General features: G+C 68.3%; 19 protein-coding genes. 1 reads left to right on the top strand and 18 read right to left on the bottom strand.

Annotation, left to right across the window (positions count from 1 at the left end):
* Positions 1-233 precede the first annotated feature (233 nt).
* The 5 genes from fmt to GV792_RS16935 all read right to left on the bottom strand — a co-directional run bounded on the left by fmt (position 234) and on the right by GV792_RS16935 (position 4,344).
* On the bottom strand, positions 234-1,157 hold the full coding sequence (fmt, locus tag GV792_RS16955; RefSeq protein ID WP_163825089.1) for a methionyl-tRNA formyltransferase: 924 nt from the start codon (positions 1,155-1,157) through the stop codon (positions 234-236).
* A complete protein-coding gene (gene def / locus GV792_RS16950) occupies positions 1,157-1,699 on the bottom strand; it encodes a peptide deformylase (protein WP_163825088.1) in 543 nt (180 codons plus the stop codon). The genes fmt and def overlap by 1 nt, the downstream gene beginning before the upstream one ends.
* A 162-nt stretch (positions 1,700-1,861) precedes the next feature.
* The gene (locus GV792_RS16945) at positions 1,862-2,887 is read right to left on the bottom strand and encodes an esterase/lipase family protein (RefSeq protein WP_375154314.1); all 1,026 of its coding nucleotides are present in this window, start codon (positions 2,885-2,887) and stop codon (positions 1,862-1,864) included.
* A 62-nt stretch (positions 2,888-2,949) separates the two neighbouring features.
* Positions 2,950-3,615, bottom strand: coding sequence for a PadR family transcriptional regulator (locus GV792_RS16940; protein WP_163825087.1), 666 nt, complete (start codon positions 3,613-3,615; stop codon positions 2,950-2,952).
* Between the two features lie 150 nt (positions 3,616-3,765).
* A complete protein-coding gene (locus GV792_RS16935; RefSeq protein WP_163825086.1) occupies positions 3,766-4,344 on the bottom strand; it encodes a TetR/AcrR family transcriptional regulator in 579 nt (192 codons plus the stop codon).
* Positions 4,345-4,416: 72 nt separating this feature from the next.
* Here GV792_RS16935 and GV792_RS16930 point away from each other — a divergent pair, with 72 nt between their 5' ends.
* On the top strand, positions 4,417-5,265 hold the full coding sequence (locus GV792_RS16930) for an NAD(P)H-binding protein (RefSeq protein ID WP_256671549.1): 849 nt from the start codon (positions 4,417-4,419) through the stop codon (positions 5,263-5,265).
* Positions 5,266-5,564: 299 nt separating this feature from the next.
* On the opposite strand, the gene GV792_RS29625 is transcribed toward GV792_RS16930, so the two are convergent.
* The 13 genes from GV792_RS29625 to pyrR all read right to left on the bottom strand — a co-directional run bounded on the left by GV792_RS29625 (position 5,565) and on the right by pyrR (position 21,934).
* Positions 5,565-8,114 (bottom strand): primosomal protein N', encoded by a 2,550-nt coding sequence (locus GV792_RS29625; RefSeq protein ID WP_445738780.1) that lies wholly within the window; start codon positions 8,112-8,114, stop codon positions 5,565-5,567.
* 73 nt (positions 8,115-8,187) lie between these two features.
* Complete coding sequence (gene metK, locus GV792_RS16915) at positions 8,188-9,399, bottom strand: methionine adenosyltransferase (protein ID WP_163825085.1); 1,212 nt, start codon at positions 9,397-9,399, stop codon at positions 8,188-8,190.
* 328 nt (positions 9,400-9,727) lie between these two features.
* On the bottom strand, positions 9,728-10,951 hold the full coding sequence (coaBC, locus tag GV792_RS16910; RefSeq protein WP_163825084.1) for a bifunctional phosphopantothenoylcysteine decarboxylase/phosphopantothenate--cysteine ligase CoaBC: 1,224 nt from the start codon (positions 10,949-10,951) through the stop codon (positions 9,728-9,730).
* Between the two features lie 84 nt (positions 10,952-11,035).
* Positions 11,036-11,317 (bottom strand): DNA-directed RNA polymerase subunit omega, encoded by a 282-nt coding sequence (rpoZ, locus tag GV792_RS16905; RefSeq protein WP_163825083.1) that lies wholly within the window; start codon positions 11,315-11,317, stop codon positions 11,036-11,038.
* A 47-nt stretch (positions 11,318-11,364) separates the two neighbouring features.
* Entirely contained in the window at positions 11,365-11,937 is a 573-nt protein-coding gene (gene gmk, locus GV792_RS16900) for a guanylate kinase (RefSeq protein WP_163825082.1), read from the bottom strand.
* 21 nt (positions 11,938-11,958) lie between these two features.
* Entirely contained in the window at positions 11,959-12,279 is a 321-nt protein-coding gene (gene mihF / locus GV792_RS16895) for an integration host factor, actinobacterial type (RefSeq protein WP_163825081.1), read from the bottom strand.
* A gap of 907 nt (positions 12,280-13,186) precedes the next feature.
* Complete coding sequence (pyrF, locus tag GV792_RS16890) at positions 13,187-14,011, bottom strand: orotidine-5'-phosphate decarboxylase (protein WP_163825157.1); 825 nt, start codon at positions 14,009-14,011, stop codon at positions 13,187-13,189.
* Positions 14,012-14,040: 29 nt separating this feature from the next.
* Positions 14,041-17,382 carry a carbamoyl-phosphate synthase large subunit gene (gene carB, locus GV792_RS16885; protein WP_163825080.1) on the bottom strand — a complete coding sequence of 1,114 codons (3,342 nt, stop codon included), beginning with the start codon at positions 17,380-17,382 and terminating at the stop codon, positions 14,041-14,043.
* Positions 17,382-18,497: a glutamine-hydrolyzing carbamoyl-phosphate synthase small subunit gene (gene carA, locus GV792_RS16880; protein ID WP_163825079.1), complete on the bottom strand. Its 1,116-nt coding sequence runs from the start codon at positions 18,495-18,497 to the stop codon at positions 17,382-17,384. The genes carB and carA overlap by 1 nt, the downstream gene beginning before the upstream one ends.
* Positions 18,494-18,988: a PH-like domain-containing protein gene (locus tag GV792_RS16875; RefSeq protein ID WP_163825078.1), complete on the bottom strand. Its 495-nt coding sequence runs from the start codon at positions 18,986-18,988 to the stop codon at positions 18,494-18,496. The genes carA and GV792_RS16875 overlap by 4 nt, the downstream gene beginning before the upstream one ends.
* On the bottom strand, positions 18,988-20,307 hold the full coding sequence (locus GV792_RS16870) for a dihydroorotase (protein WP_163825077.1): 1,320 nt from the start codon (positions 20,305-20,307) through the stop codon (positions 18,988-18,990). The genes GV792_RS16875 and GV792_RS16870 overlap by 1 nt, the downstream gene beginning before the upstream one ends.
* Positions 20,304-21,260, bottom strand: a complete 957-nt coding sequence (locus GV792_RS16865) for an aspartate carbamoyltransferase catalytic subunit (RefSeq protein ID WP_163825076.1) — start codon at positions 21,258-21,260, stop codon at positions 20,304-20,306. The genes GV792_RS16870 and GV792_RS16865 overlap by 4 nt, the downstream gene beginning before the upstream one ends.
* Complete coding sequence (pyrR, locus tag GV792_RS16860; RefSeq protein WP_175584453.1) at positions 21,257-21,934, bottom strand: bifunctional pyr operon transcriptional regulator/uracil phosphoribosyltransferase PyrR; 678 nt, start codon at positions 21,932-21,934, stop codon at positions 21,257-21,259. Before pyrR ends, GV792_RS16865 begins: the two co-directional genes overlap by 4 nt.
* Between the last annotated feature and the right edge of the window lie 182 nt (positions 21,935-22,116).

The raw sequence follows: 22,116 nt of genomic DNA, 5'->3' as shown, positions 1-22,116 counted from the left end.
GGTACCTGCGCGCGCTCCTCCACCTCGATGCCCCGCGGCTGCGTCCCTACGCCCCGCACCCGCAGATCGGCGACGTTCGATGCTCGATTCCCCTCCGCCGCGGTGCCGATCGGCACCGGAACCCTCCGAGCCCGCATCGGACGAGCGGCCCCGGCCGGCTGACCCCCGCGACATGTCACGTCGCCGGTTCGTGCCACCGGAATCGGCGCCGCCGCGCTCTCGATCGTTGCCGCTCATTCGACCACCGCGCCCGGCTCGAGGCGGGCACCGCGCGCCCAGTCCAGAGCGGCCATCATGCGTTTGCCCTGCGGTTGAACCTGATTCAGACGCACCGCCGTGGTCGCGGTACCCACGAACACACCGGTTTTACGGACCTCGATATGCCGTTCCGGAAGCACTTCTTCGACCAGTTCCACCGGTCCGAGCTTGAGCCGGTTGCCCGCGACTTCGGTCCATGCGCCGGGCGCCGGAGTAACGGCCCGGATCCGGCGGTTCACGGCCAGCGCAGGCTGATCCCAGCGCACCCTGGCCGCTTCCACCGATACCTTCGGAGCGTAGGACACACCGTCGCCGGATTGCGGAACGGCTTGCAGTGTCCCGTCTTCCACACCGTCGAGAGTCTTTTCCAACAGCACCGCGCCGCTGTCGGCGAGCCGATCCAACAGTGCGCCCGCTGTATCGGTGACGGCGATACGTTCGGTCACCACACCGAAGACCGGTCCGGTGTCGAGCCCGGCCTCGATCTGGAAGGTCGACGCGCCGGTGAATTCGTCACCCGCGTCGATGGCTGCCTGCACCGGCGCTGCGCCACGCCACGCCGGCAGCAGCGAGAAATGCAGGTTGATCCAGCCGAACCGAGGAATGTCGAGCACCTGCTGCGGAAGCAAGGCCCCGTAGGCCACGACCGGACAACAGTCGGGCGCCAGATCCGTGAGCCCGCCGACGAATTCGGGATCGGCAGGGCGCGAGGGGGTCAGCACCGGGATGCCGTGCTCGTCGGCCAGTGTGCCGACCGGGGAGCGGGTGATCTTGCGGCCACGTCCGGCGACAGCATCGGGTCGGGTGATCACCGCGACGACCTCATGTCGTTCGGAGTCGATGAACCGCTGTAGCGACGGCACCGCGGGTTCGGGCGTACCCGCGAACACGATGCGCATCAGCGACCCCGCTCGGCGACCGACCGGCTGGGGCGCACGGTGATGCCCGCGGCGAACCAGTCCGATTCCCGGATCGAGCGCATCGCGTCCTTGCGGTCGGCGGACTCGAGCTTGTCGATGAACAGCACGCCATCGAGGTGATCGGATTCGTGCTGCACACAGCGCGCCAGCAGGCCCTCGGCATCGAACTCGACCGGCGCACCGGTCATGTCCACACCCGAGGCATGCACGCGCAGCGCCCGGCGGGTGTCGTAGCGCAGGCCGGGAATCGACAGGCAGCCCTCCGGCCCGACCTGCTCCTGCTCGTCCAGCACGGTCCAGCTGGGGTTCACCAGGTGACCGGCCGCATCGCCGGTGTCGTAGACGAATACGCGCAACCCGACACCGATCTGCGGTGCGGCCATGCCCACCCCGCCGTCATCGTGCATGGTCTCGGTGAGGTCGGTGACCAGCTGCCGCAGCTCACGATCGAATTCGGTGACCTCCGCGGCGCGGGCTCGCAGGATGGGGTCGCCGAACAGGCGAACGGGCTGAATGGTCACGGCGGCTCCCGGTGTACGGAGGAAATTCGGTCGCCCCATTCTAGAGAGCACGCCGGGCCGGCCGGAGATCCCGGATGCCGCGACAGATTGCTGGTACAAATCCGGTGCGGTCCGGGCGGGGTGTCGAGCCCTCCGTCCGGCCGCCCGCCGTGGCGTTCCCGCTCAGATATTGCCCCCGATGACCACCTGCGGGATGCCTGTACCGAGTTGCACGGGTTCGCAGACCGGCGACGGCGCCGTTGCCGGATCGAGAGCCTCGAGCAACAACTGCATCACGAACGGGTCGTAGACCATATGGAAATGACCTGTCAGGTTCGCGGGGCAGCGGTCCTGGATCACGACGTTCTCGGCACCGGGGCCGTGCAGGGCGATGTTCTCGAAGGGTTGAATCATTTCGTCGACACGGCTGCCGATGGTCACGTAGTGCACCCCGGGCACGGTGTCGCCACCCGCGTTCAGCTCCAGCATGATCGGTGAGCCCTGCACCTGCTGTATCGCAGCCAGTGATGTCACCTGTGCGAATGCTTCCAAAACACCGGGAACGGCCTGGGCGATCGGCACCAGCCCGTACATCACCCCGCCGTAGCTCGGCGAGGCCAGGCCGACCCAGCGGCCGACCTTGTCGGCACCGCCGAGCTTGTTGATGTAGTAGCGCGTCACATTGGCGCCCTGCGAGAAGCCGACCAGATCGACCTTCTCGGCACCGGTGGCCGCGAGGACGTCGTCGACGAAGGCGCCGATCTGGTAGGAGCTCAGCCGCAGATCCTCGGTGCCGAAGCTGGTCGCGCCCGGTTTGCCGCCGTAGTTCAGGGCGAAGACGCAGTATCCCTCGGCCGCGAGCAGCGGGGCGATGGTCGACCAATCGGAATAGGCGCTGGCGTCGGTGCCGTGTGCCAGAACTACCGGACGCGGGTGGGCGGCGGAGGGCGTGCAGCCGAAGTCGTTGGTCCCTTCGGGGACGGCGTTCGGGTGCGTTTTCATATACAGGGCGGCGGCCAGATGGTCCGGCTGTGGTGGCGCCGACCCGGTGGGCACCAGTGGCGGTTGATATCCGGGTGGCTGGGCCCTTGCCGACCCGGATTGCGCCGTCGCCGTACCGATGAGCACGGCCGCAGCCGCGACGCCGGCCAGTACGGCCCGAACCCATTGTGACGTTCCCCGACCCCACAAACCGCGTGCTTGTTCCATGTCACAATGATCTACCCTGTCTGCGCGAAATGCGCCCCCAGAGCTGGGTATTCACCACCCCGTTATTTTTCGGGGGTTTCGTCGTCAGCCAGGATTCGGTACAGCGAACGGCGTGCTTCGTTCAGCACATCCGCCGCCTTGGCCGCCTGGTCCGGGGTACCCGCCGCCGCGACCTGCGCGACCGCGCCCATGAGCTGTCCGACCAGCGCGCGCAGGTCGATCGCCTGGGCACCGACGTCCTGTTTGACATCGGCCCACGGATCGCCGAGTTCGTCGCGATGCTCCTCGACGTAGGTGGTGCCGGATTCGGTCAGTTTCGCGGTCTTGCGACCGGCGACCTTCTCGATGAGCACCAGGCCCTCGTCCTCCAGCTGCGCAAGCGCGGGGTAGATGGATCCGGGGCTCGGGCGCCACAGATCGTCACTGCGCTCACGGATCTGCTGGATGAGCTCGTAGCCGTGCATAGGACGTTCGGTCAGCAGCAGCAGGATGGCCGCGCGGACGTCACCGCGTCTGCCCCGGCCGCCGCGGCCACGTCCACGGCCGAATCCCGGACCGAAGCCGGGTCCGAAACCAGGACCGAAGCCCGGCCCGAACTCGGGGCCGAAACCATGGCGACCGCCACCGCCGCGACGGAACTGGCCACGCCGCGGCCCGAACTCGTCGAATCCGGGCCGTTGCCGACCACCGCGACGCCCATGCTCTCGATGCATCTCTGTGTTTTCCATGTCAAGCCTCCTCAGGCTCTCGTGCTTGTTGAACACTATCGACGATATATCGGCAATCTATCCATGACAACCCCTTCTTCGAGATTCTTCAGCGCCGCCGGCGTGACGCTCCGCACGAAACGGGCGCCCCGCCGGCGCATGGTCGAGGCCTCAGGCAGCCAGCGAATCGATCCAGCGCCCCAACCGGTCACCCTCGGCGGCCATCAGGCCTGGATCACGAAAAGTATTGGTGAGCAGCGATATTCCTTGATATGCGGCAATGAGGGCGACGCCGAGTTCGGCCGCATCCGTGCGGCCCATGGCCTCGAACTGCTGTTGCGTCCAGTCCACGAGGACGCGCATCGTGGCGGCGATCTCCTCGTCGAGGATCTCGGGGCGCTTGTCCATCTCCGAGGCGAGCGTGCCGAACGGGCAGCCGAACTGCGCCGCCTGGTCGCGCAGGTCGACCCATCCGGCGATGAGGCCGCGTAGTCGAGCCTGCGGGTTGCCGAGGCGATCGAGCTCATCGAGCAGTCGCGCCAACCGTTGCCGATGCGCACTGACCGCCGCTTCGATCAGCTGATCCTTGGTCTTGAAGTAGTAGTACACGTTGCCCACCGGCACATCGGCCACCTTGGCGATATCGGCAATAGTGGTCTTCTCCACGCCGCGTTCATAGAAGACCTGAACGGCGGCCTCGATCAACCGCTCCCGCTTTCCCACCTTCACCGCACGCACTGAGTCAGTCATACAACTAACTCTAGACAAGTGCGTGACGCTTCCGCTATGGTCGATTAAGTCAGCCAACTAACTAAGGATTGAATGATGATCGTGGTCACCGGAGCAACCGGAAATGTCGGCACCCCGCTGGTGGGCGCCCTAGCCGCAGCGGGCGCGGACGTGACGGCAGTGTCGCGCACTGTCACACCCGACTCGGTCCCGCAGGGTGTGCGCACACGCCAGGCAGATGTGACGGATCCGGAAAGCCTGCGTCCCCTCCTCGACGGAGCAGAGGCCCTATTCCTGCACGACACCGGCATGAGTGCGCATCTGATGCGGCCGGCCGACATCCTCGATGTCGCCAAGGCCGGTGGCGTCCGCCGGGTGGTGCTGCTGTCCTCCCAGGGCGTGGCCACCCGGCCGGATTCGGCCTCACACGGCACTGTCGCGCTCGGCTTCGACGAAGCCGTCCGCCAGTCGGCGCTGGAGTGGACCATCCTGCGGCCAGGAGCCTTCGACTCCAACGCCTACGCCTGGGCGGGGTCGGTTCGCGAAGCACGGACGGTCGCGGCACCATTCGGTGATATCGGGCTGCCCATCGTCGACCCGCGCGATATCGCCGAGGTCGCGGCTGCGGCGCTGCTGGACGACACTCACACCGGCCGGGTCTACACGCTCACCGGGCCTGAGCTCAGCACCCCTCGGCAGCGGGCCGCGGCATTGGGCGCGGCTCTCGGTGAGCCGATCCGGTTCGTCGAGCAGACGCGGGCGCAGGCTCGGGAAGCGATGCTGGGGTTCATGCCCGAACCGGTAGTCGAGACCACGCTGGACATCATCGGCGCTCCCACTGCCGATGAGCTGCGGATCAGCCCCGATATCCAGAACGTGCTCGGCCGACCGGCGCGTACGTTCGCCGAGTGGGCGCAGGCGCATATCGCCGCGTTCCGCTGAGTTCAGGAGGCGCCGGTCGCACGGTCCTGCCCCGCGCGCACCGGCGCGCGGGGCGGCGGCGTCGACCGATCGATCCGCACCCCCGCCAGGCACCGGAGCGTCGCGAACTCGGGGCAAACGCTCGGCGCACGGGACCCGCTGCGGCAGGACCGGCCGACGGCGACCGTCGCGGACTCGGGCAATACCGCTGCACCCGTGGCCACGAAGTCGGCCGACCTCGACGGATCGATCGGCACCCGCGGCGAGGCACCGACGCATCGCGAACCCGGGCGACACCGGCACACCCCGCTGCCAGAAGGTCAGCCGATGTCAACGGGATCGATCTGTACGCGCAACGGGGCGTCGGAGCGTTGGGCGCTGCGGACGGCTTGGGCGGCGGCCAGCGCCCGGGACAGCCCTGCGGCGTCGCGGCGTTGGGTGCGCAGCAGCATGCGTTCGACCTCGGCCGGGGAGTCGCCGGTGAAGGGTTTGCGGGCAAAGGGCGGCAACGGCACCGGGCCGAGCAGATCGGCTGATTCCGGGAGGGTGGCGGCCGCGAGGAGCTCGGTGATGGCCTCGGCGGTGCCGTCGACAGCCGCCATGCGCACCGCGGGCGGGAAACCGACCTCGGCGCGACTGTCGACCTCGGCCCTGGCATGCCCGATCGGATCCCAGCGGATGAGCGCCTGGACCGTCGGGATGGACGGTTCGGCCATGACGAGCACCTGGCCGTGTGCACGAACCAGTGCGGCGGCGGTCATCCAGCGGCGCAGGGCGTCTTCGGCGGCGCGCAGGTCGGCGCGGCCGAGCAGGGCCCACCCGTCGAGGAGAAGGGCGACGCCGTAGCCGCCCGGCAGCACCGGTTCGGCGCCGACGGTCGCGACGATGACCTGTGGACCGGGTTCGGCCGTGTCGATGACGGAGCCACCGCCGGACCCCCGGATGGGCACGCCGGGGAAGGCCCGGCCGAGTTCCTCCGCGGTGCGGGCTGCGCCGATCACGACCGCACGCAGTGCCCGCGATCCGCAGGCCGGGCATCGGAAACCCGCCTCGGTGCGACCGCACCAGCGGCAACTGGGACTGTGCGCGATATCGGACGGTTCGTGTCCGCCGCGGCGGGGGTTCTCCGGCAGGGCGAGCGGGCCGTTGCAGTGTCGGCAGCGCGCAGGCGTCCGGCATTTCCCGCAGGCCAGGGATGGCACATAGCCGCGGCGCGGCACCTGCACCAGCACGGCCGCACCTTCCTTCAGCGCGGCACGTGCCGCGGCGAACGCCGCGCCCGGTATGCGCACCGCGCGGGCGACCGGATCGCGTTCCAGGGCGACATCGGTGTCACCCGGTGCGCTGATCCGCGGCGCGGCCGATCGCAGCGTCGCCCGGTCGGCGACCAGATCATGCGCCCATCCCGAGTCGACCACGGCCTGGATCTCGGCGGTCCGTGCGAACCCGCCCGCCACGAATGCCGCGCCGGTCTCGTGGGCGCGCAGCATCGCCACTTCCCTGGCGTGCGGATACGGGGCACGCGGCTCGGCATAGGTGTCGTCACCGTCGTCCCACAGCGCGATCAGGCCGAGGTCGTTGGCGGGAACGAACACCGCACTGCGGGTTCCGACGACCACCTGCGCTGTCCCGCGCAGCACCGCCAGCCAGCGCCGATAGCGTGCCGCGGGCCCGAGCCCCGCCGACAAACCCACCGCCTTGTCCCCCACCAGCCGCTGACATTCGGCCAGCACGCGATCGAGATCCCGTTGGTCGGGCACCATCAGCACCGCACTGCGACCACTGGCGACCATTACCGCCGCCAGCTCCGCCAACCGTGCGGCCCACTGCTCCCCCGGCAACGCCTGCCACGCCGCCCGCACACCTTTACCGTGCGCCAACGCTTCGAGGAAACTCCCGCCGTGCTGGTATCTGCTCCACCGTGCGGGATCGACACCGGCGCGCGAGAACAGATCCGATGGTGCCTCGCTTGCCGCGATGTACGTCTGGTCGGCCGAATGATCGGGCCCGTCGGCGCGGGGGGTCGCCTCTGCGATGGCCCGATCCCCCTCGCGCACAGAGGTTTCGACGCTGCCGACGTCACGGGAGGTTGACCGCGGAGCCGCGTCGAAGTCGTCCTCCGGAACGGCGATGTGCCCGCCATGCCGAACGGTTTGCGTGCCGGGACCGGCCGTCCCACTCGGAGGCGAAGGCGCCGAAGACGATCGATGGGATGAGTCCGGCTCCGCGGCAATACGATTCGGGATCGGCGCGGAGTCCTCGGTACTCACCATCGACGGCGTGGGATCGACCGGATGCCGGTCCTGCGGCATGTTGACGTCGGTTTCGATTGTGTCCGAGCCGGTGTCGCTGCCGGCGCTTGCCGATGAGGGGGCGGGCGGATTCGCGAACCCCACGGCAGTCGGCGAATCCTCCCCGCCCGCAGCGTGTTTCTCGCCCTCGGACGACTTATTCGCCTTGGACGACTTCTTCGTTGCGGACTCGGCCGTCATACCGTTCTCGGTGCGCGCATGCCGTGGCGGTATGGCAAGACGAAGGACATCGGCGCGGGTGCCGGCATAGCGAGCGGCAACGGAGGTAACGAGGCGCAGAATTTCGGGTGTGAGGACCCGTTCGGCCGACACCACTCGGTCCAGGGGTGCCAGTTTCCCCGAGTGGTCGCTGCGCGTCAGCCGCGCGAGCAGGTAGCCGTCGACCAGACGACCGGAGAAGCGGACGCGGACCCGGACGCCGGGTTGGGCGATCGCGTCGAGTTCGGGGGGAACGAGATAGTCGAAGTCGCGGTCCAGGTGCGCGGGGGTCAGCAGTGGAAGCACCCGGGCGATCGGAAGCGACAGCACCGCGTCGGCCCCCGGCGACGTCCCCGACACAGCCGACACCCCCGGCGACGGTGCGTCGCCGGGGGTGCTATCGGCCGCGAGTTCGTTCACCCGGGCGCGGAAACTACAGGCCGGCGGCGGCGCGCAGCTTGTCGGCGCGGTCGGTGTGCTCCCAGGGCAGGTCGACGTCGGTGCGGCCGAAGTGGCCGTACGCGGCGGTCGGTGCGTAGATCGGGCGCAGCAGGTCCAGATCGCGGATGATCGCACCGGGACGCAGGTCGAAGACTTCGGTGATGGCGCTGGCGATCCGCGCCGGGTCGACCTTCTCGGTGCCGAAGGTCTCCACGAACAGGCCGACCGGCGCCGCCTTACCGATGGCGTAGGCGACCTGCACCTCCACCCGGTCGGACAGGCCCGCGGCGACCACGTTCTTGGCGACCCAGCGCATGGCGTAGGCGGCCGACCGGTCGACCTTCGACGGATCCTTGCCGGAGAACGCGCCACCACCGTGACGGGCCATGCCGCCGTAGGTATCGACGATGATCTTGCGGCCGGTCAGGCCCGCGTCACCCATCGGGCCGCCGAGCACGAATTTGCCGGTGGGGTTGACCAGCAGCCGCACGTCGGCGACGTCGAGGCTGGGCAGCGACAGGTCGGTCAGAACCGACTCGACGACCTTCTCGCGGATATCCGGGGCGAGCAGGTTGTCCAGATCGATATCGGCGGCGTGCTGGGTGGAGATGACCACCGTGTCCAGCCGGACCGGGCGATCACCTTCGTACTCGATGGTGACCTGGGTCTTGCCGTCCGGACGCAGATACGGCAGCACACCCGTCTTACGCACCTCGGTGAGCCTGCGCGAGAGCCGGTGCGCCAGCGCGATCGGCAGCGGCATCAGCTCCGGGGTGTCGGTGGTGGCGTAACCGAACATCAGGCCCTGGTCACCGGCGCCCTGCTGTTCGATCTCGTCGTCGGAGCCGCCGACGCGCGCCTCGTGCGAGGTGTCGACGCCCTGCGCGATGTCCGGGGACTGCGCGCCGATGGCGATGTTCACACCGCAGGAGTTGCCGTCGAAACCCTTTGCCGAAGAGTCGTATCCGATCTCGAGGACCTTTTCCCGGACGATGCGCGGAATGTCCGCGTATGCCTCGGTGGTGACCTCACCGGCGACGTGCACTTGCCCGGTGGTCACCAGAGTCTCCACCGCGACCCGGCTGCGCGGATCCTCCGCGAGCAACGCGTCGAGGATGGAATCGCTGATGGCGTCACAGATCTTGTCCGGATGACCCTCGGTCACGGACTCACTGGTGAATAGCCGACTGCCGGTCGTGCGCACAGTTGTTCCCTCTCCCTCAACGGGTTGCTCTTCTCGGTCTGCGACCCTAGCGCCGCGCTGCCGCTGCTGCGATGCCTACGTTCGGCGACACCACTCGGTTCGACGACAACGTTCCCACGCCGGGGCGCAATCCTGGTCCCAGACTATTCCAAACCACCGACATGCCGGTCCGCTGTCCCGGACTGCGGTCCCATCCGCCGGTGGCATTGTTCGACTACCCGCTCCCATTAGACGCCGCCGATGCGTTCTCGCGCACCGAGTTGACGTGATTACGCCGGTCGCGCAACGCATCTCGGAGTCGGTCTGCCATGGTGCCCGCCGCGTCGGCTCAGCTCAGCAGCGGTCCGAGCGCATCGAGCACCCGGCTCGCCAGCAGCGCCTTTGACCCGTGATCCAGCGACTGTTCGGTGCCGTCGGCACCGAGCAGCCAGCCGTCGTTGGTATCGACCTCGAACGCCTTGCCCTCGCCGACCGCATTGACGACCAGCAGATCGCACCCCTTGCGGGCCAGTTTGGCGCGCGCGTGGGTGAGCACGTCACCGTGTTCATCTCCGGTCTCGGCGGCGAATCCTACGATCGCAGTGCCGGGCAGCTGCCCGTCGCGGCGCGCCTGGACCAGGCCGGCGAGGATGTCGTCGTTCTTGGTCAACGCGATGGTGTCGGGTTCACCGGCACCCTTCTTGATCTTGGCGGCGGCCACATTGGTCGGCCGGAAATCGGCCACCGCCGCCGCCATGATCACCGCGTCCGCGCCGGCCGCGTGCTTGTCCACGGCGGATTTGAGCTGGTCGGCGGTGGTGATGTGGACCAACTCGACCGCCGCGGGGGCGGCCATCTCGATCGTATTGCCCGCGATGAGCGTGACGTGCGCCCCGCGCTGGGCGGCCACCCGCGCCAGGGCGTACCCCTGCTTACCGGAGCTGCGGTTGCCGAGGAAACGCACCGGATCCAGCGGCTCCCTGGTACCACCGGCGGTAATGACCACCCGGCGGCCCTCGAGATCACGCGGCATGGCGTCGGCGCGTTCCAGCAGCAGCGTCGCCAGGCCGAAGATCTCCTCGGGTTCGGGCAGCCGTCCTGGACCGGTATCGGTGCCGGTGAGCCGGCCCGAGGCAGGTTCCATCACATTGGCGCCGTGCGCACGCAGGGTGGCGACATTGGCGACGGTGGCCGGATGCTCCCACATCTCGGTGTGCATCGCGGGCGCGAAGAGAATCGGACATCGCGCGGTGAGCAGGGTGGCGGTGAGCAGATCGTCGGCCCGGCCGGTGGCGGCGCGCGCCATCAGATCGGCGGTCGCCGGCGCGATGACGACGAGGTCGGCTTCCTGACCGAGCCGCACATGCGGAACCTCGGGCACGTCGGCGAAGACCCCGGTGTGCACGGGGTTGCCCGACAGCGCCTCGAAGGTAGCTTTGCCAACGAACTCCAGGGCCGATTGGGTGGGAATCACCCGGACCTGGTGTCCGGTTTCGGTGAAGCGGCGCACGAGAGCGCACGCCTTGTAGGCGGCGATGCCCCCGCCGACCCCGACAACGACCCGTGTGGTCATTGCGCCTCCTGTGTTGTGCGGGACACCAGCGCCCGGTCTGCCCGGCGAGCGACAGTGACGCGCACCGGGCTCACCGGGACGAGGTCACTCGCCTTCGGTGTGCTCGAGCAGGTCGGAGTGGATTTCACGCATGGCCACCGACAGCGGCTTCTCCTGCGCGACGGGCTCGACCAGCGGGCCGACGTACTCGAGGATGCCGTCACCGAGCTGGTTGTAGTAGTCGTTGATCTGACGTGCCCGCTTGGCGGCGTAGATGACAAGGGCGTACTTGGACGAAGTGCGCTCGAGCAGCTCGTCGATCGGCGGGTTCGTGAGGCCGATCGGAGTGTCGTAGGCGGGCGCGGCGAGAGTGTCCGAACTGCTCACTAGGGGGGCTCCTGCGGGTTGTTTACCGATGTTGTCGCGGACTGATGTCACGAACTCGAATTTGTGCTAACGAACAACGATACCAACTGCTCGCAGGCACTGGTCACCTCGTCGTTCACGATGACGATGTCGAACTCGTCACAGGCGGCCAGTTCGGTCCGCGCGGTCTCGAGCCTGCGCTCGATGACCTCCGGCGATTCGGTGCCGCGCGAGCGCAGCCGGGAGACCAGTTCATCCCAGCTCGGCGGGGCCAGGAACACCAGCATCGCCTCGGGCATCGCCTTGCGCACCGAACGAGCGCCTTCCAGGTCGACCTCGACCAGGACGGGCAGGCCTGCGGCCAATGCCTCACGTACTGGTACGGCCGGGGTTCCGGAGCGCTGCAGTCCGCCGTGGATGTCGGCCCATTCGAGCAGGTCACCGGCTTCGATCATCGCGTCGAAATCGGCGCGGGTGACGAACCGGTAGTCACGGCCGTCGACCTCCCCGGGCCGGGGGGCCCGGGTCGTGGCCGACACACTGAACACCAGGTGCGGTAGACGTTCACGAACGCAGCGCACCACGGTGGATTTGCCCACGGCCGAGGGGCCGACCAGAACAACCAGCCGACCCTTCGTCATGTGTTCGACCACCGGCGGTTGTCAGGCGCCGAGGTCGAACTTGGCCAGCAGGGCCTTGCGCTGCCGATCGCCCAGGCCGCGCAGACGGCGGGTGGGAGCGATCTCCAGCTCGGTCATGATCTCCGCCGCCTTGACCTTGCCGACCTTGGGCAGGGCTTCCAGCAGGGCGGACACCTTCATCTTGCCGATGATCTCATCGGTCTCGGCGTCGGCGAGGACCTTCTTCAGGTCGGTGCCGCCACGCTTCAAGCGCTCCTTGAGCTCCGCCCGAGCGCGGCGAGCGGCAGCCGCCTTCTCCAAAGCAGCGGCGCGCTGCTCGTCAGTCAGCTGGGGAAGGGCCACGGTTCCTCCGTCTCATCGTTCATTGCATCAACTACTGCCCGATAACCCGGCAGTGACAGCGACCGTACCCACGACTCCGGCCGATTGCGAACCCACCCCCCAGGTCAGCGCATGATTCGACGATGCCGTAGGGGACGCCGGAGGCAATGCCCGACCCGGCTCGCCCACCCTCCCGAACACCGGTTCGAATGCACGAAACAGCCTGTCAGCAGGGCGTTTTCGTACACGGAACGAATTAGCGGACCGGTTGCCACGGAGCCCGACACGCCGCTGGCAAACTCAAAACCTCCCGACCAGGAACTTTCTGGAAAATTTCTGCGTGTCGCCCCAGGAATCACACGCGTGTCGCACACCGAGCACTCTGCGGGCGACTCCGGACGTCGCGAGTGCCTGCGAACAGGGTCTTGCCGACACCCCTCATCCGGGCATCATCGGTTGCTGCGACGGTGTCAGTGCCGGCCCGCAACACACGGTCGGCCGATCCGAACAGGGCCGCACGGGCCGGTGGACACGTCTACGGGGAGCGACACGGCGTCCCCCGATATTTCCCCCATAACTGACCACTCGGCGTTTCAGCGATCCCTCAGGGCACCAGGAAGCACACTCGGCGTGAACACCACCGGCACGCGCCGGTTCGGAAGACGCTCCGCGTCGGCTCGCACGGTCGCGGACACGAATCAGGCCCGGCCCGAGGGGTGGGCGGGCCGGACCTGATGTCCCCCGCAAGAGCGAGGTGCCGTGTGGACGAACCGCCGGTCGTTGCCCCGCCGACGATCCCCCGTCCAACCTCCACAGCATCCCACCGCCGTGACGCCGACACCAGCACCACGGCCGATGCGTCGTGCATGAGACATCCCGACGCGAATCGCCGCGACGAACGCCGCGATCGTGTACTGCTCGCGCAGAATCAAGCCTGGAGGAAGGCGAAGTCTTCCTGCAGGGCGGTGAGTCGATCGCGCAGCGCGGGGACCGAGGGACCCTCGCGCAGTACCTCACGCGAGACGTTGGGGACCACGCCGTGCAGCAGGTGGTCGGGGACGAGGGCGCGAATCGACTCCGCTCCCCCGCCCTGGGCGCCGACACCCGGCATGAGGATCGGCCCGTTGAGCGCGCTCACATCGGGTGCCTCGGTGAGCGTGGCACCGACAACGACACCGACCGAACCGAAGGCGGTATCCGCGTTGCGGGCCGCGGCGGCGTCGACCATCGTCTGAGCGATGGTGCGGCCGTCGCCTGCGATGACGCGCTGCAGTTCGGCGCCTTCCGGGTTCGAGGTCGCTGCGAGCACGAACACACCGCGGTGATTGGCCTGCGCCAGCTCGAGGGCCGGGTTCAGCGAGCCGAAGCCCAGATACGGCGACACCGTCACCGCATCCGAGCCCAACGGGCCGTCACCGAGCCAGGCACGGGCGTAAGCGTCCATGGTGGAGCCGATATCGCCGCGTTTGGCATCGGCCAGCACCAGGGTGCCGGAATCACGCAGCACCTCGATGGTGCGCTCGAGCACACCGATCCCGCCCGCGCCGTACACCTCGAAGAACGCCACCTGTGGTTTGACCAGTGCGACGCAGCCGTCGAAGGCTTCGACGCAGATCTCCGCGAAGGCCTCCAGACCGTCCACGTCGTCGGTCAGGCCCCACTGGGACAGCAGGCCGGGATGCGGATCGATGCCGACACACAGCGGCCCGAAATGCCGCATGGCGTGCTGTAGCCGGTCGCCGAAGGTCTTCACCGATCCCGCTCCGTTCTCCTGTTCGTGGTTCACCCGCGCAGTACGGCGTGCAGTTCCTGCAGCGACCGGACCCCGATTCCACCATTGATACTGGCCTCGATGCCCTGCACGGCCGCGGCCGCACCCTGCACCGTGGTGATGCACGGAATGTTCACACCCACTGCCGCGCTGCGGATCTCGTATCCGTCGACGCGCGGTCCGGAGTTGCCGTAGGGGGTGTTGAACACCATGTCGACCTCGCCGTCACGGATCTGCTCGACGATGGTCGGCTCATCGACCGGACCGTCCTCGGAGTGCTTGCGCACCCGCTCGCAGGGAATACCGTTGCGGCGCAACATCTCCGCGGTGCCCTCCGTGGCGAGGATGCGGAAGCCCAGATCGTTGAGACGTTTGACCGGGAACACCATCGCCCGCTTGTCGCGGTTGGCGATCGAGACGAACACGGTGCCCTCGGTCGGCAGCGAACCGTAGGCCGCCGCCTGGCTCTTGGCGAAGGCGGTACCGAAATCGGCGTCGATACCCATGACCTCGCCGGTCGACTTCATCTCCGGCGAGAGCAGCGAATCCACGCCGCTGCCGTCGGCCTTGCGGAACCGGTGGAACGGCAGCACGGCCTCCTTCACGGCGACCGGCGCATCGAGCGCGACGTGGCCGCCGTCGCCCTCACCGGGCAGCATGCCCTCCTTGCGAAGTTCGGCGATGGTGGCGCCGAGCATGATCCGTGCGGCGGCCTTGGCCAGCGGTACGGCGGTGGCCTTGGAAACGAAGGGCACGGTGCGGCTGGCACGCGGGTTGGCCTCGAGCACGTAGAGCACATCGTCCTTGAGCGCATACTGCACGTTGAGCAAACCCTTGACGCCGATGCCCTTGGCCAACGCGACGGTGGAGCGGCGCACGGCCTCGATATCGCTGCGGCCGAGAGTGATCGGCGGCAGCGCACAGGCGGAGTCACCGGAGTGGATACCGGCCTCCTCGATGTGCTCCATCACGCCGCCCAGGTAGACCTCTTCGCCGTCGCAGAGCGCGTCGACGTCGATCTCGATGGCGTCTTCCAAGAAGCGGTCGACCAGCACCGGATGTTCCGGGTTCAGCTCGGTCGCGCGGGAGATGTAGCCCTCGAGCGAAGTCTCGTCGTAGACGATCTCCATCCCGCGACCGCCGAGCACGTAGGACGGCCGCACCAGCACCGGGTAGCCGATCCCGGCCGCGATCTTCTTGGCCTGCTCGACGGTGGTCGCGGTGCCGTACTTCGGTGCCGGCAGCCCGGCCGCGACCAGGACGTCGCCGAATTCGCCGCGGTCCTCGGCCAGATCGATGGCGGCAGCGCTGGTGCCCACCACCGGGACGCCCGCGTCGGTGAGCCGCTGCGCGAGGCCGAGCGGGGTCTGGCCGCCGAGCTGCACAATGACGCCGGCGACGGTGCCCGATTCGGACTCCGCGTGGTAGATCTCGAGCACATCTTCGAAGGTGAGCGGCTCGAAGTACAGGCGATCGGCGGTGTCGTAGTCGGTGGAGACGGTCTCCGGGTTGCAGTTGACCATCACCGTCTCGTACCCGGCCTGCGACAGCGTCTGCGCCGCGTGCACGCACGAGTAATCGAATTCGATGCCCTGACCGATCCGGTTCGGGCCGGAACCGAGGATCAGCACCTTGTCGCGTTCACGCTGCGGCGCGACCTCGGACTCCGCCGCAGGATCGAGCTCATAGGCCGAGTAGTGGTACGGGGTCTTGGCCTCGAACTCGGCCGCGCAGGTATCGACGGTCTTGAACACCGGGCGCACACCGAGCCGGTGCCGCAGCGCACGCACACCGCTCTCCCCTGCCAGCTCGGCACGCAGCGCCGCGATCTGGCGATCGGAAAGACCATAGTGCTTGGCCCGCCGCAGCAGCGACTCGTCCAGCACGGGCGCCTCGAGCAGTTCCTGACGCAACTCGACCAGGCCGGCGACCTCGGCGACGAACCACGGGTCGATCCCGGAGGCGGCGGCGACGTCCTCGATGCTCGCGCCCAGCCGCAGCGCCCGCTCCACCTGGTAGATGCGCCCCTCGGTGGGCACGCGCAGGTCGTCGAGGATGGCGGTGATCGCGGCCTGGATCGCCTCGGGTGTATCGGAGGCCGGCGCCCACACACCGTCGTCGGTGGTCCAGAACCCGGTGGACTTGGTCTCCAGTGAGCGCAGCACCTTGCCCAGCGCCTCGGTGAAGTTGCGGCCAAGCGACATCGCCTCACCCACCGACTTCATGGTGGTGGTCAAGGTGGCGTCGGCGCCGGGGAACTTCTCGAACGCGAACCGCGGCGCCTTCACCACGACGTAGTCGAGCGTCGGCTCGAAGCAGGCCGGGGTTTCCTTGGTGATGTCGTTGACGATCTCGTCCAGGGTGTAGCCGATGGCCAGCTTGGCGGCGATCTTGGCGATCGGAAAGCCGGTGGCCTTCGACGCCAGCGCCGAGGACCGCGACACACGCGGGTTCATCTCGATGACGATCAGGCGCCCGTCGGCGGGGTTCACCGCGAACTGGATGTTGCAGCCACCGGTGTCGACACCGACCTCGCGCAGGATGGCGATGCCGAGATCGCGCATCTTCTGGTATTCGCGGTCGGTCAACGTCATGGCCGGCGCCACGGTCATCGAGTCACCGGTGTGCACGCCCATCGGGTCGACGTTCTCGATGGAGCAGACGATCACGACATTGTCGCGACCGTCGCGCATCAGCTCGAGCTCGTATTCCTTCCACCCGAGGATGGATTCCTCGATGAGCACGTTCGCCGTCGGCGAGGCGGCAAGGCCGCCACCGGCGATGCGGTCGAGGTCGGCGTCGTTGTAGGCCATACCCGAGCCGAGGCCGCCCATGGTGAACGAGGGCCGCACGACGACAGGGAAGCCCAGTTCGGCGACGGTCTCGCGCACCTCGTCCATGGTGAAACAGACGCGGGAGCGGGCGCTTTCGCCACCGACCTTGGCGACGATGTCCTTGAACTTCTGCCGATCCTCACCACGCTGGATGGCGTCGAAGTCGGCGCCGATCAGCTCGACGTCGTACTTCTCCAGCACGCCACGTTCGTGCAGGGCGACGGCGGTGTTGAGCGCGGTCTGCCCGCCGAGGGTCGCCAGGATGGCGTCGGGGCGCTCCTTGGCGATGACCTTCTCGACGAACTCCGGGGTGATCGGCTCGACATAGGTGGAGTCGGCGAACTCCGGGTCGGTCATGATCGTGGCCGGGTTGGAGTTGACCAGCGAGACCCGCAGGCCCTCCGAGCGCAACACCCGGCAGGCCTGGGTGCCGGAGTAGTCGAACTCGCAGGCCTGACCGATGACGATCGGGCCCGAGCCGATCACCAGAATGTGGTTCAGATCGGTGCGGCGAGGCATCAGGCTCCTTCCATCAGACCGGCGAAACGGTCGAACAAGTACGCGGCGTCATGGGGGCCGGCGGCGGCTTCGGGGTGGTACTGCACGGAGAATGCGCGGCCGTCGACCAGGCGCACACCCTCGACGGTGCCGTCATTGGCGCAGACGTGGCTGACCTCGGCCTTGCCGAAGGGGGTGTCGAACTGTTCCCCCTGCTCGCCTTCGAGGGCGAAGCCGTGGTTCTGCGCGGTGATCGAGATGCGGCCGGTCTCGTGTTCGACGACCGGGATGTTGATGCCGCGATGGCCGAACTTCATCTTGTAGGTCCCGCGGCCGAGTGCCCGGCCCAGGATCTGGTTGCCGAAGCAGATGCCGAACAGCGGCAGACCCGCACCGAGGATCTCGCGGGTGAGTTCGACCGCGCCGTCCTGGGTGGCCGGGTCACCCGGGCCGTTGGAGAGGAACACGCCGTTGGGATTCAGCTCCCGGATCTGGTCGAACGAGGTGCTCGACGGCACCACATGCACCCGGATGCCGCGTTCGGCGAACATGCGCGGGGTGTTGGTCTTGATCCCGAGATCGACCGCCACCACGGTGAAGCGGTGGTCGCCACTGGGTTCGATGGTGTAGAGCCCGTCGGTGCTGACCTCCTCGGCCAAGTCCGCGCCGAGCATGGACGGCTGGCCGTTGACCCTGGCCACCAGCTCGTCGACGGTGGCGGCGACGGCGTCACCGCTGAAAATGCCTGCCTTCATCGAACCGCGGGTGCGCAGATGGCGCACCACCGCGCGGGTATCGATGCCCGCGATACCGACGATGTCCTGGCGATCCAGCTCATCGGGCAGGGTGCGGGTGGCGCGCCAGTTGGAGGCGCGGCGTGCCGGGTCGCGCACCGCGTAGCCGGCGACCCAGATCTTGCCGGACTCGTCGTCCTCGTCGTTCCAGCCGGTGTTGCCGATCTGTGGGGCCGTGGCCACCACGATCTGGCGGTGATAGCTGGGGTCGGTGAGGGTCTCCTGGTAGCCGGTCATCGCGGTGCAGAACACCGCCTCACCGAGTGTTTCGCCGACGGCGCCGTAGGCCGTGCCACGGAATACCCGGCCGTCCTCCAGCACCAAAGCCGCTTCTTGCTTCATCCCTCGTCTCCCGTCGTCACCCGTGCCCACGCCGGATACACCGTCTTGTCGTCACCTCGGAAACCGGTATCTATCTCGGTTCCGGTCGGCAGTTTCCAGCGAATCACCAGCACACCATCTTCGGTCATCACCTTGCCCGCATGGCCGCGTTCGGTGCGCACCGCCGTGATGGACTCCTGAGGAATCCAGATCACCGCCGCGCCGTCGCGCTCCAGCAGGATGCCCCGCTCGAACCTGGTGAGTTCGGCGGTGGCTCGAAAGCCGAGATCACCGACCGCGATCCGGTCCTGCCAGCTCGGCGCCATGGTGCTGCCGAGGTAGAGGCCGGTGGTCGGTTCCAGCACCTGAGCGCCCAGCTCCTGCGGGACCGGCGGCAGTTCACCGATCCGCGCGGCCTGGCGCTGCGCGCGGTTCTGCCAGCCGCGGTACATCAGATAGATCAGCACCGCCCAGAAGAGCAGCAGGCCGACCACCCACAGTGTCCGCTCCATTACACGTCACCTCCGGCCAGTGCCGCAGGCACCGCCGCACCGTCGCGGGCGGTGATCCGGCCGCGCAACATCGTGGTGGTGACGCGCGCCGGCAGCGTCATGTCCGCGTAGGGCGTGTTGTCGGAGATGCTCGCCAGTTCCTTCGGGCGCACTGTCCAGGTGGTGTCGGGGTCGACCAGCACCAGGTTGGCCGGTTCACCGACCGCGATCGGCCGGCCATGTCCGTCCAGCCCGACGATCTCGGCGGGCCGCTCGCTCATCACCTTCGCCACACCGCGCCAGTCCAGCAGACCGGGCCGGACCATGGTCTCCACCACGATCGACAGGGCGGTCTCCAGTCCGAGCATTCCGGGGCGGGCGGCGGCGAATTCGCAGCACTTGTCCTGCTCGGCGTGGGGTGCGTGGTCGGTGGCGACGCAGTCGAGAATGCCCTCGGCCAGCGCCTGCCGCAGCGCGACGGCGTCGGAGGCCTCGCGCAGCGGCGGATTGACCTTGTTGACCGCGTCGTAGGTCTCCAGCCGCGAGTCGTCGAGCAACAGGTGGTGCGGCGTGACCTCGGCAGTGATCGAGATGCCCTGGGCCTTGGCCCATTTCAGCAGTTCCACCGTGCCCGCCGTCGAGGCGTGGCAGATGTGGACCCTGGCGCCGGCATCGCGAGCGAGCAGGGCGTCACGGGCGACGATGGATTCCTCGGCGGCGCGGGGCCAGCCTGCCAGCCCGAGCCGGGCCGCGGTGGGGCCCTCATGCGCCACGGCGCCGACCGTCAGCCGCGGTTCCTCCGCGTGCTGGGCGATCAGCACGCCGAGCGAGTTCGCGTATTCCAGCGCACGACGCATGATCAGCGGGTCGTAGACGCAGTGGCCGTCATCGGAGAACATCCGCACCGCGCCGATCCCGGCGGCCATGGTGCCCATCTCGGCGAGCTGCTTGCCCGCGAGTCCGACCGTGACCGCACCGACCGGATAGACGTCGACCAGGCCGACTTCCTGACCACGCCGCCACACATGATCGGTGACCACATGCGAATCGGCCACCGGGTTGGTGTTGGCCATCGCGAAGACCGCGGTGTAGCCGCCGAGTGCGGCCGCCGCCGAACCGGACTCGATGGTCTCGGTGTCCTCGCGTCCGGGTTCACGCAGGTGGGTGTGCAGGTCGACGAAACCGGGCAGCAGGACCTCCCCCTTGCCGTCGATGGTCTCGGCCCCGTCGATGACACCGAGGTCGGTGGCGATCTCGCGAATCTCACCGTCGGCGACCAGAACGTCGACCGGCTCGCCCTCGCCGTAGACCAGCACGCCCTTCAGCAACACGGAGCTCACGCCACCGCCTCCTGGGTACCGACCAGCAGCCGGAACAGCACCGCCATTCGCATATGCACTCCGTTCGTCACCTGTTGCAGCACCGCGGCCTTGGGCGAATCCGCCACCGACGACGCGATTTCCATACCGCGCAGCATCGGGCCGGGATGCAGCACCACCGCATGCTCGTCCAGCAGAGCGAGCCTGCGCTCGGACAAGCCGTAGTTCACCGCGTACTCGCGCGCCGACGGGAAGAAGCCGCCGTTCATCCGTTCGGCCTGCACTCGCAGCATCAGCACCGCGTCCGCGCCGGGCAGTTCGGCGTCGAGGCTGTGCGAGATCCGCACCGGCCAGCTGTCCACGCCGATCGGCAGCAGCGTGCGCGGTGCGACCAGCACCACCTCCGCGCCGAGGGTGGACAACAGGAAGGCATTGGATCGGGCGACTCTGCTGTGCAGGATGTCACCGACGAGCACCACCCGCTTGCCGTCGATGGTGCCGAGGCGCTGACGCAGGGTGAGCGCGTCCAGCAGTGCCTGGGTGGGGTGCTGGTGTGTGCCGTCACCGGCATTGATGACCGCGGGAACCGATCCGCCCGCGGTCTGTGCCCAGTCCTCGAACCAGCGTGCGATCTGATGCGCCGCACCCGAGGCGGGATGGCGCACGATCAGTGCGTCGGCGCCCGCGGCGTGCAGGGTGAGCGCGGTATCGCGCAGTGACTCCCCCTTGGCGACCGAGGAACTGCTCGCGCTGACATTGATGACGTCGGCGCTCATCCATTTGCCCGCGACCTCGAACGAGACCCGGGTACGGGTGGAGTTCTCGAAGAACACCGTCATCACGGTGCGGCCACGCAGGGTCGGCAGTTTGCGGACCTCACGACCCAGCAGCGCCTGTTCGAAACGTTCGGCTTCGTCGAGTAGCTCGGTGGCGGTGGCCCGATCCAGATCGGTGACCGTCAGTAAGTGCCTCACGCTTCCTCCTGGTGCAGGTACACACCGTCGCGGCCGTCATGTTCGGTGAGCAGGACCGAGATGTCCTCGCTGCGGGCGGTCGGCACGTTCTTGCCGACGAAGTCCGCGCGGATCGGCAGTTCGCGGTGGCCGCGGTCCACCAGGACCGCGAGCTGCACGGCGCGGGGGCGGCCGAGGTCGCGCAGGCCGTCGAGGGCCGAGCGGACAGTGCGGCCGGAGAACAGCACATCGTCGACGAGGACGACCAGCGCGTCTTCGATGCCGCCCTCGGGGACGGAGGTGCGTTCGAGCGGGCGGTGCGGCCTGCTGCGCAGGTCGTCGCGGTAGAGGGTGATGTCCAGCGACCCGAGTGCGGGGCGAACACCGGAGAATTCCTCGATCTTGTCCGCGAGCCTGGCCGCGAGGGTGGTGCCGCGGGTCGGGATGCCGATCAGCACCACCCGTGGTGCGGCGGGATCACCCGAATCGAGGGCGGTCTTCTCGATGACCTGGTGCGCGATGCGCGCAATGGTGCGACCGACGTCGGAGGGGGACAACAGTTCCCGTCCCGCCGACACCCATTCCGGGGTGTGTCGCTCCGCGGGGGTTGATGCCCCGCTCGCGTCGCTGCTGCCTGCCGACGATTCGGCCTCGGCAGCGCCCGACGCGGCTGCCCGTTCTTCGGGCACAGCCATGCCGACCTCCTTCCCCGCCTCACCGGACGGTCCGTTAAAGGATGTCTTACGCCGAGCAGCCTATCAGCCCCGCGCGGCGGCTTTTCACCAGGTGAGGGCATGGCCGGGAGGTGTGAGCGAGGACACGGACGGGGCGATCCAGTGCACATGTGAGCCCGACAACCCGCACAACGGCCGGTCCT

The organism is Nocardia cyriacigeorgica, from assembly GCF_010868145.1.
GTDB lineage: Bacteria > Actinomycetota > Actinomycetes > Mycobacteriales > Mycobacteriaceae > Nocardia > Nocardia cyriacigeorgica_D.
The sequence above is the reverse complement of the archived record's forward strand: the minus strand, read 5'-3'. Positions and strand labels throughout refer to the sequence as shown.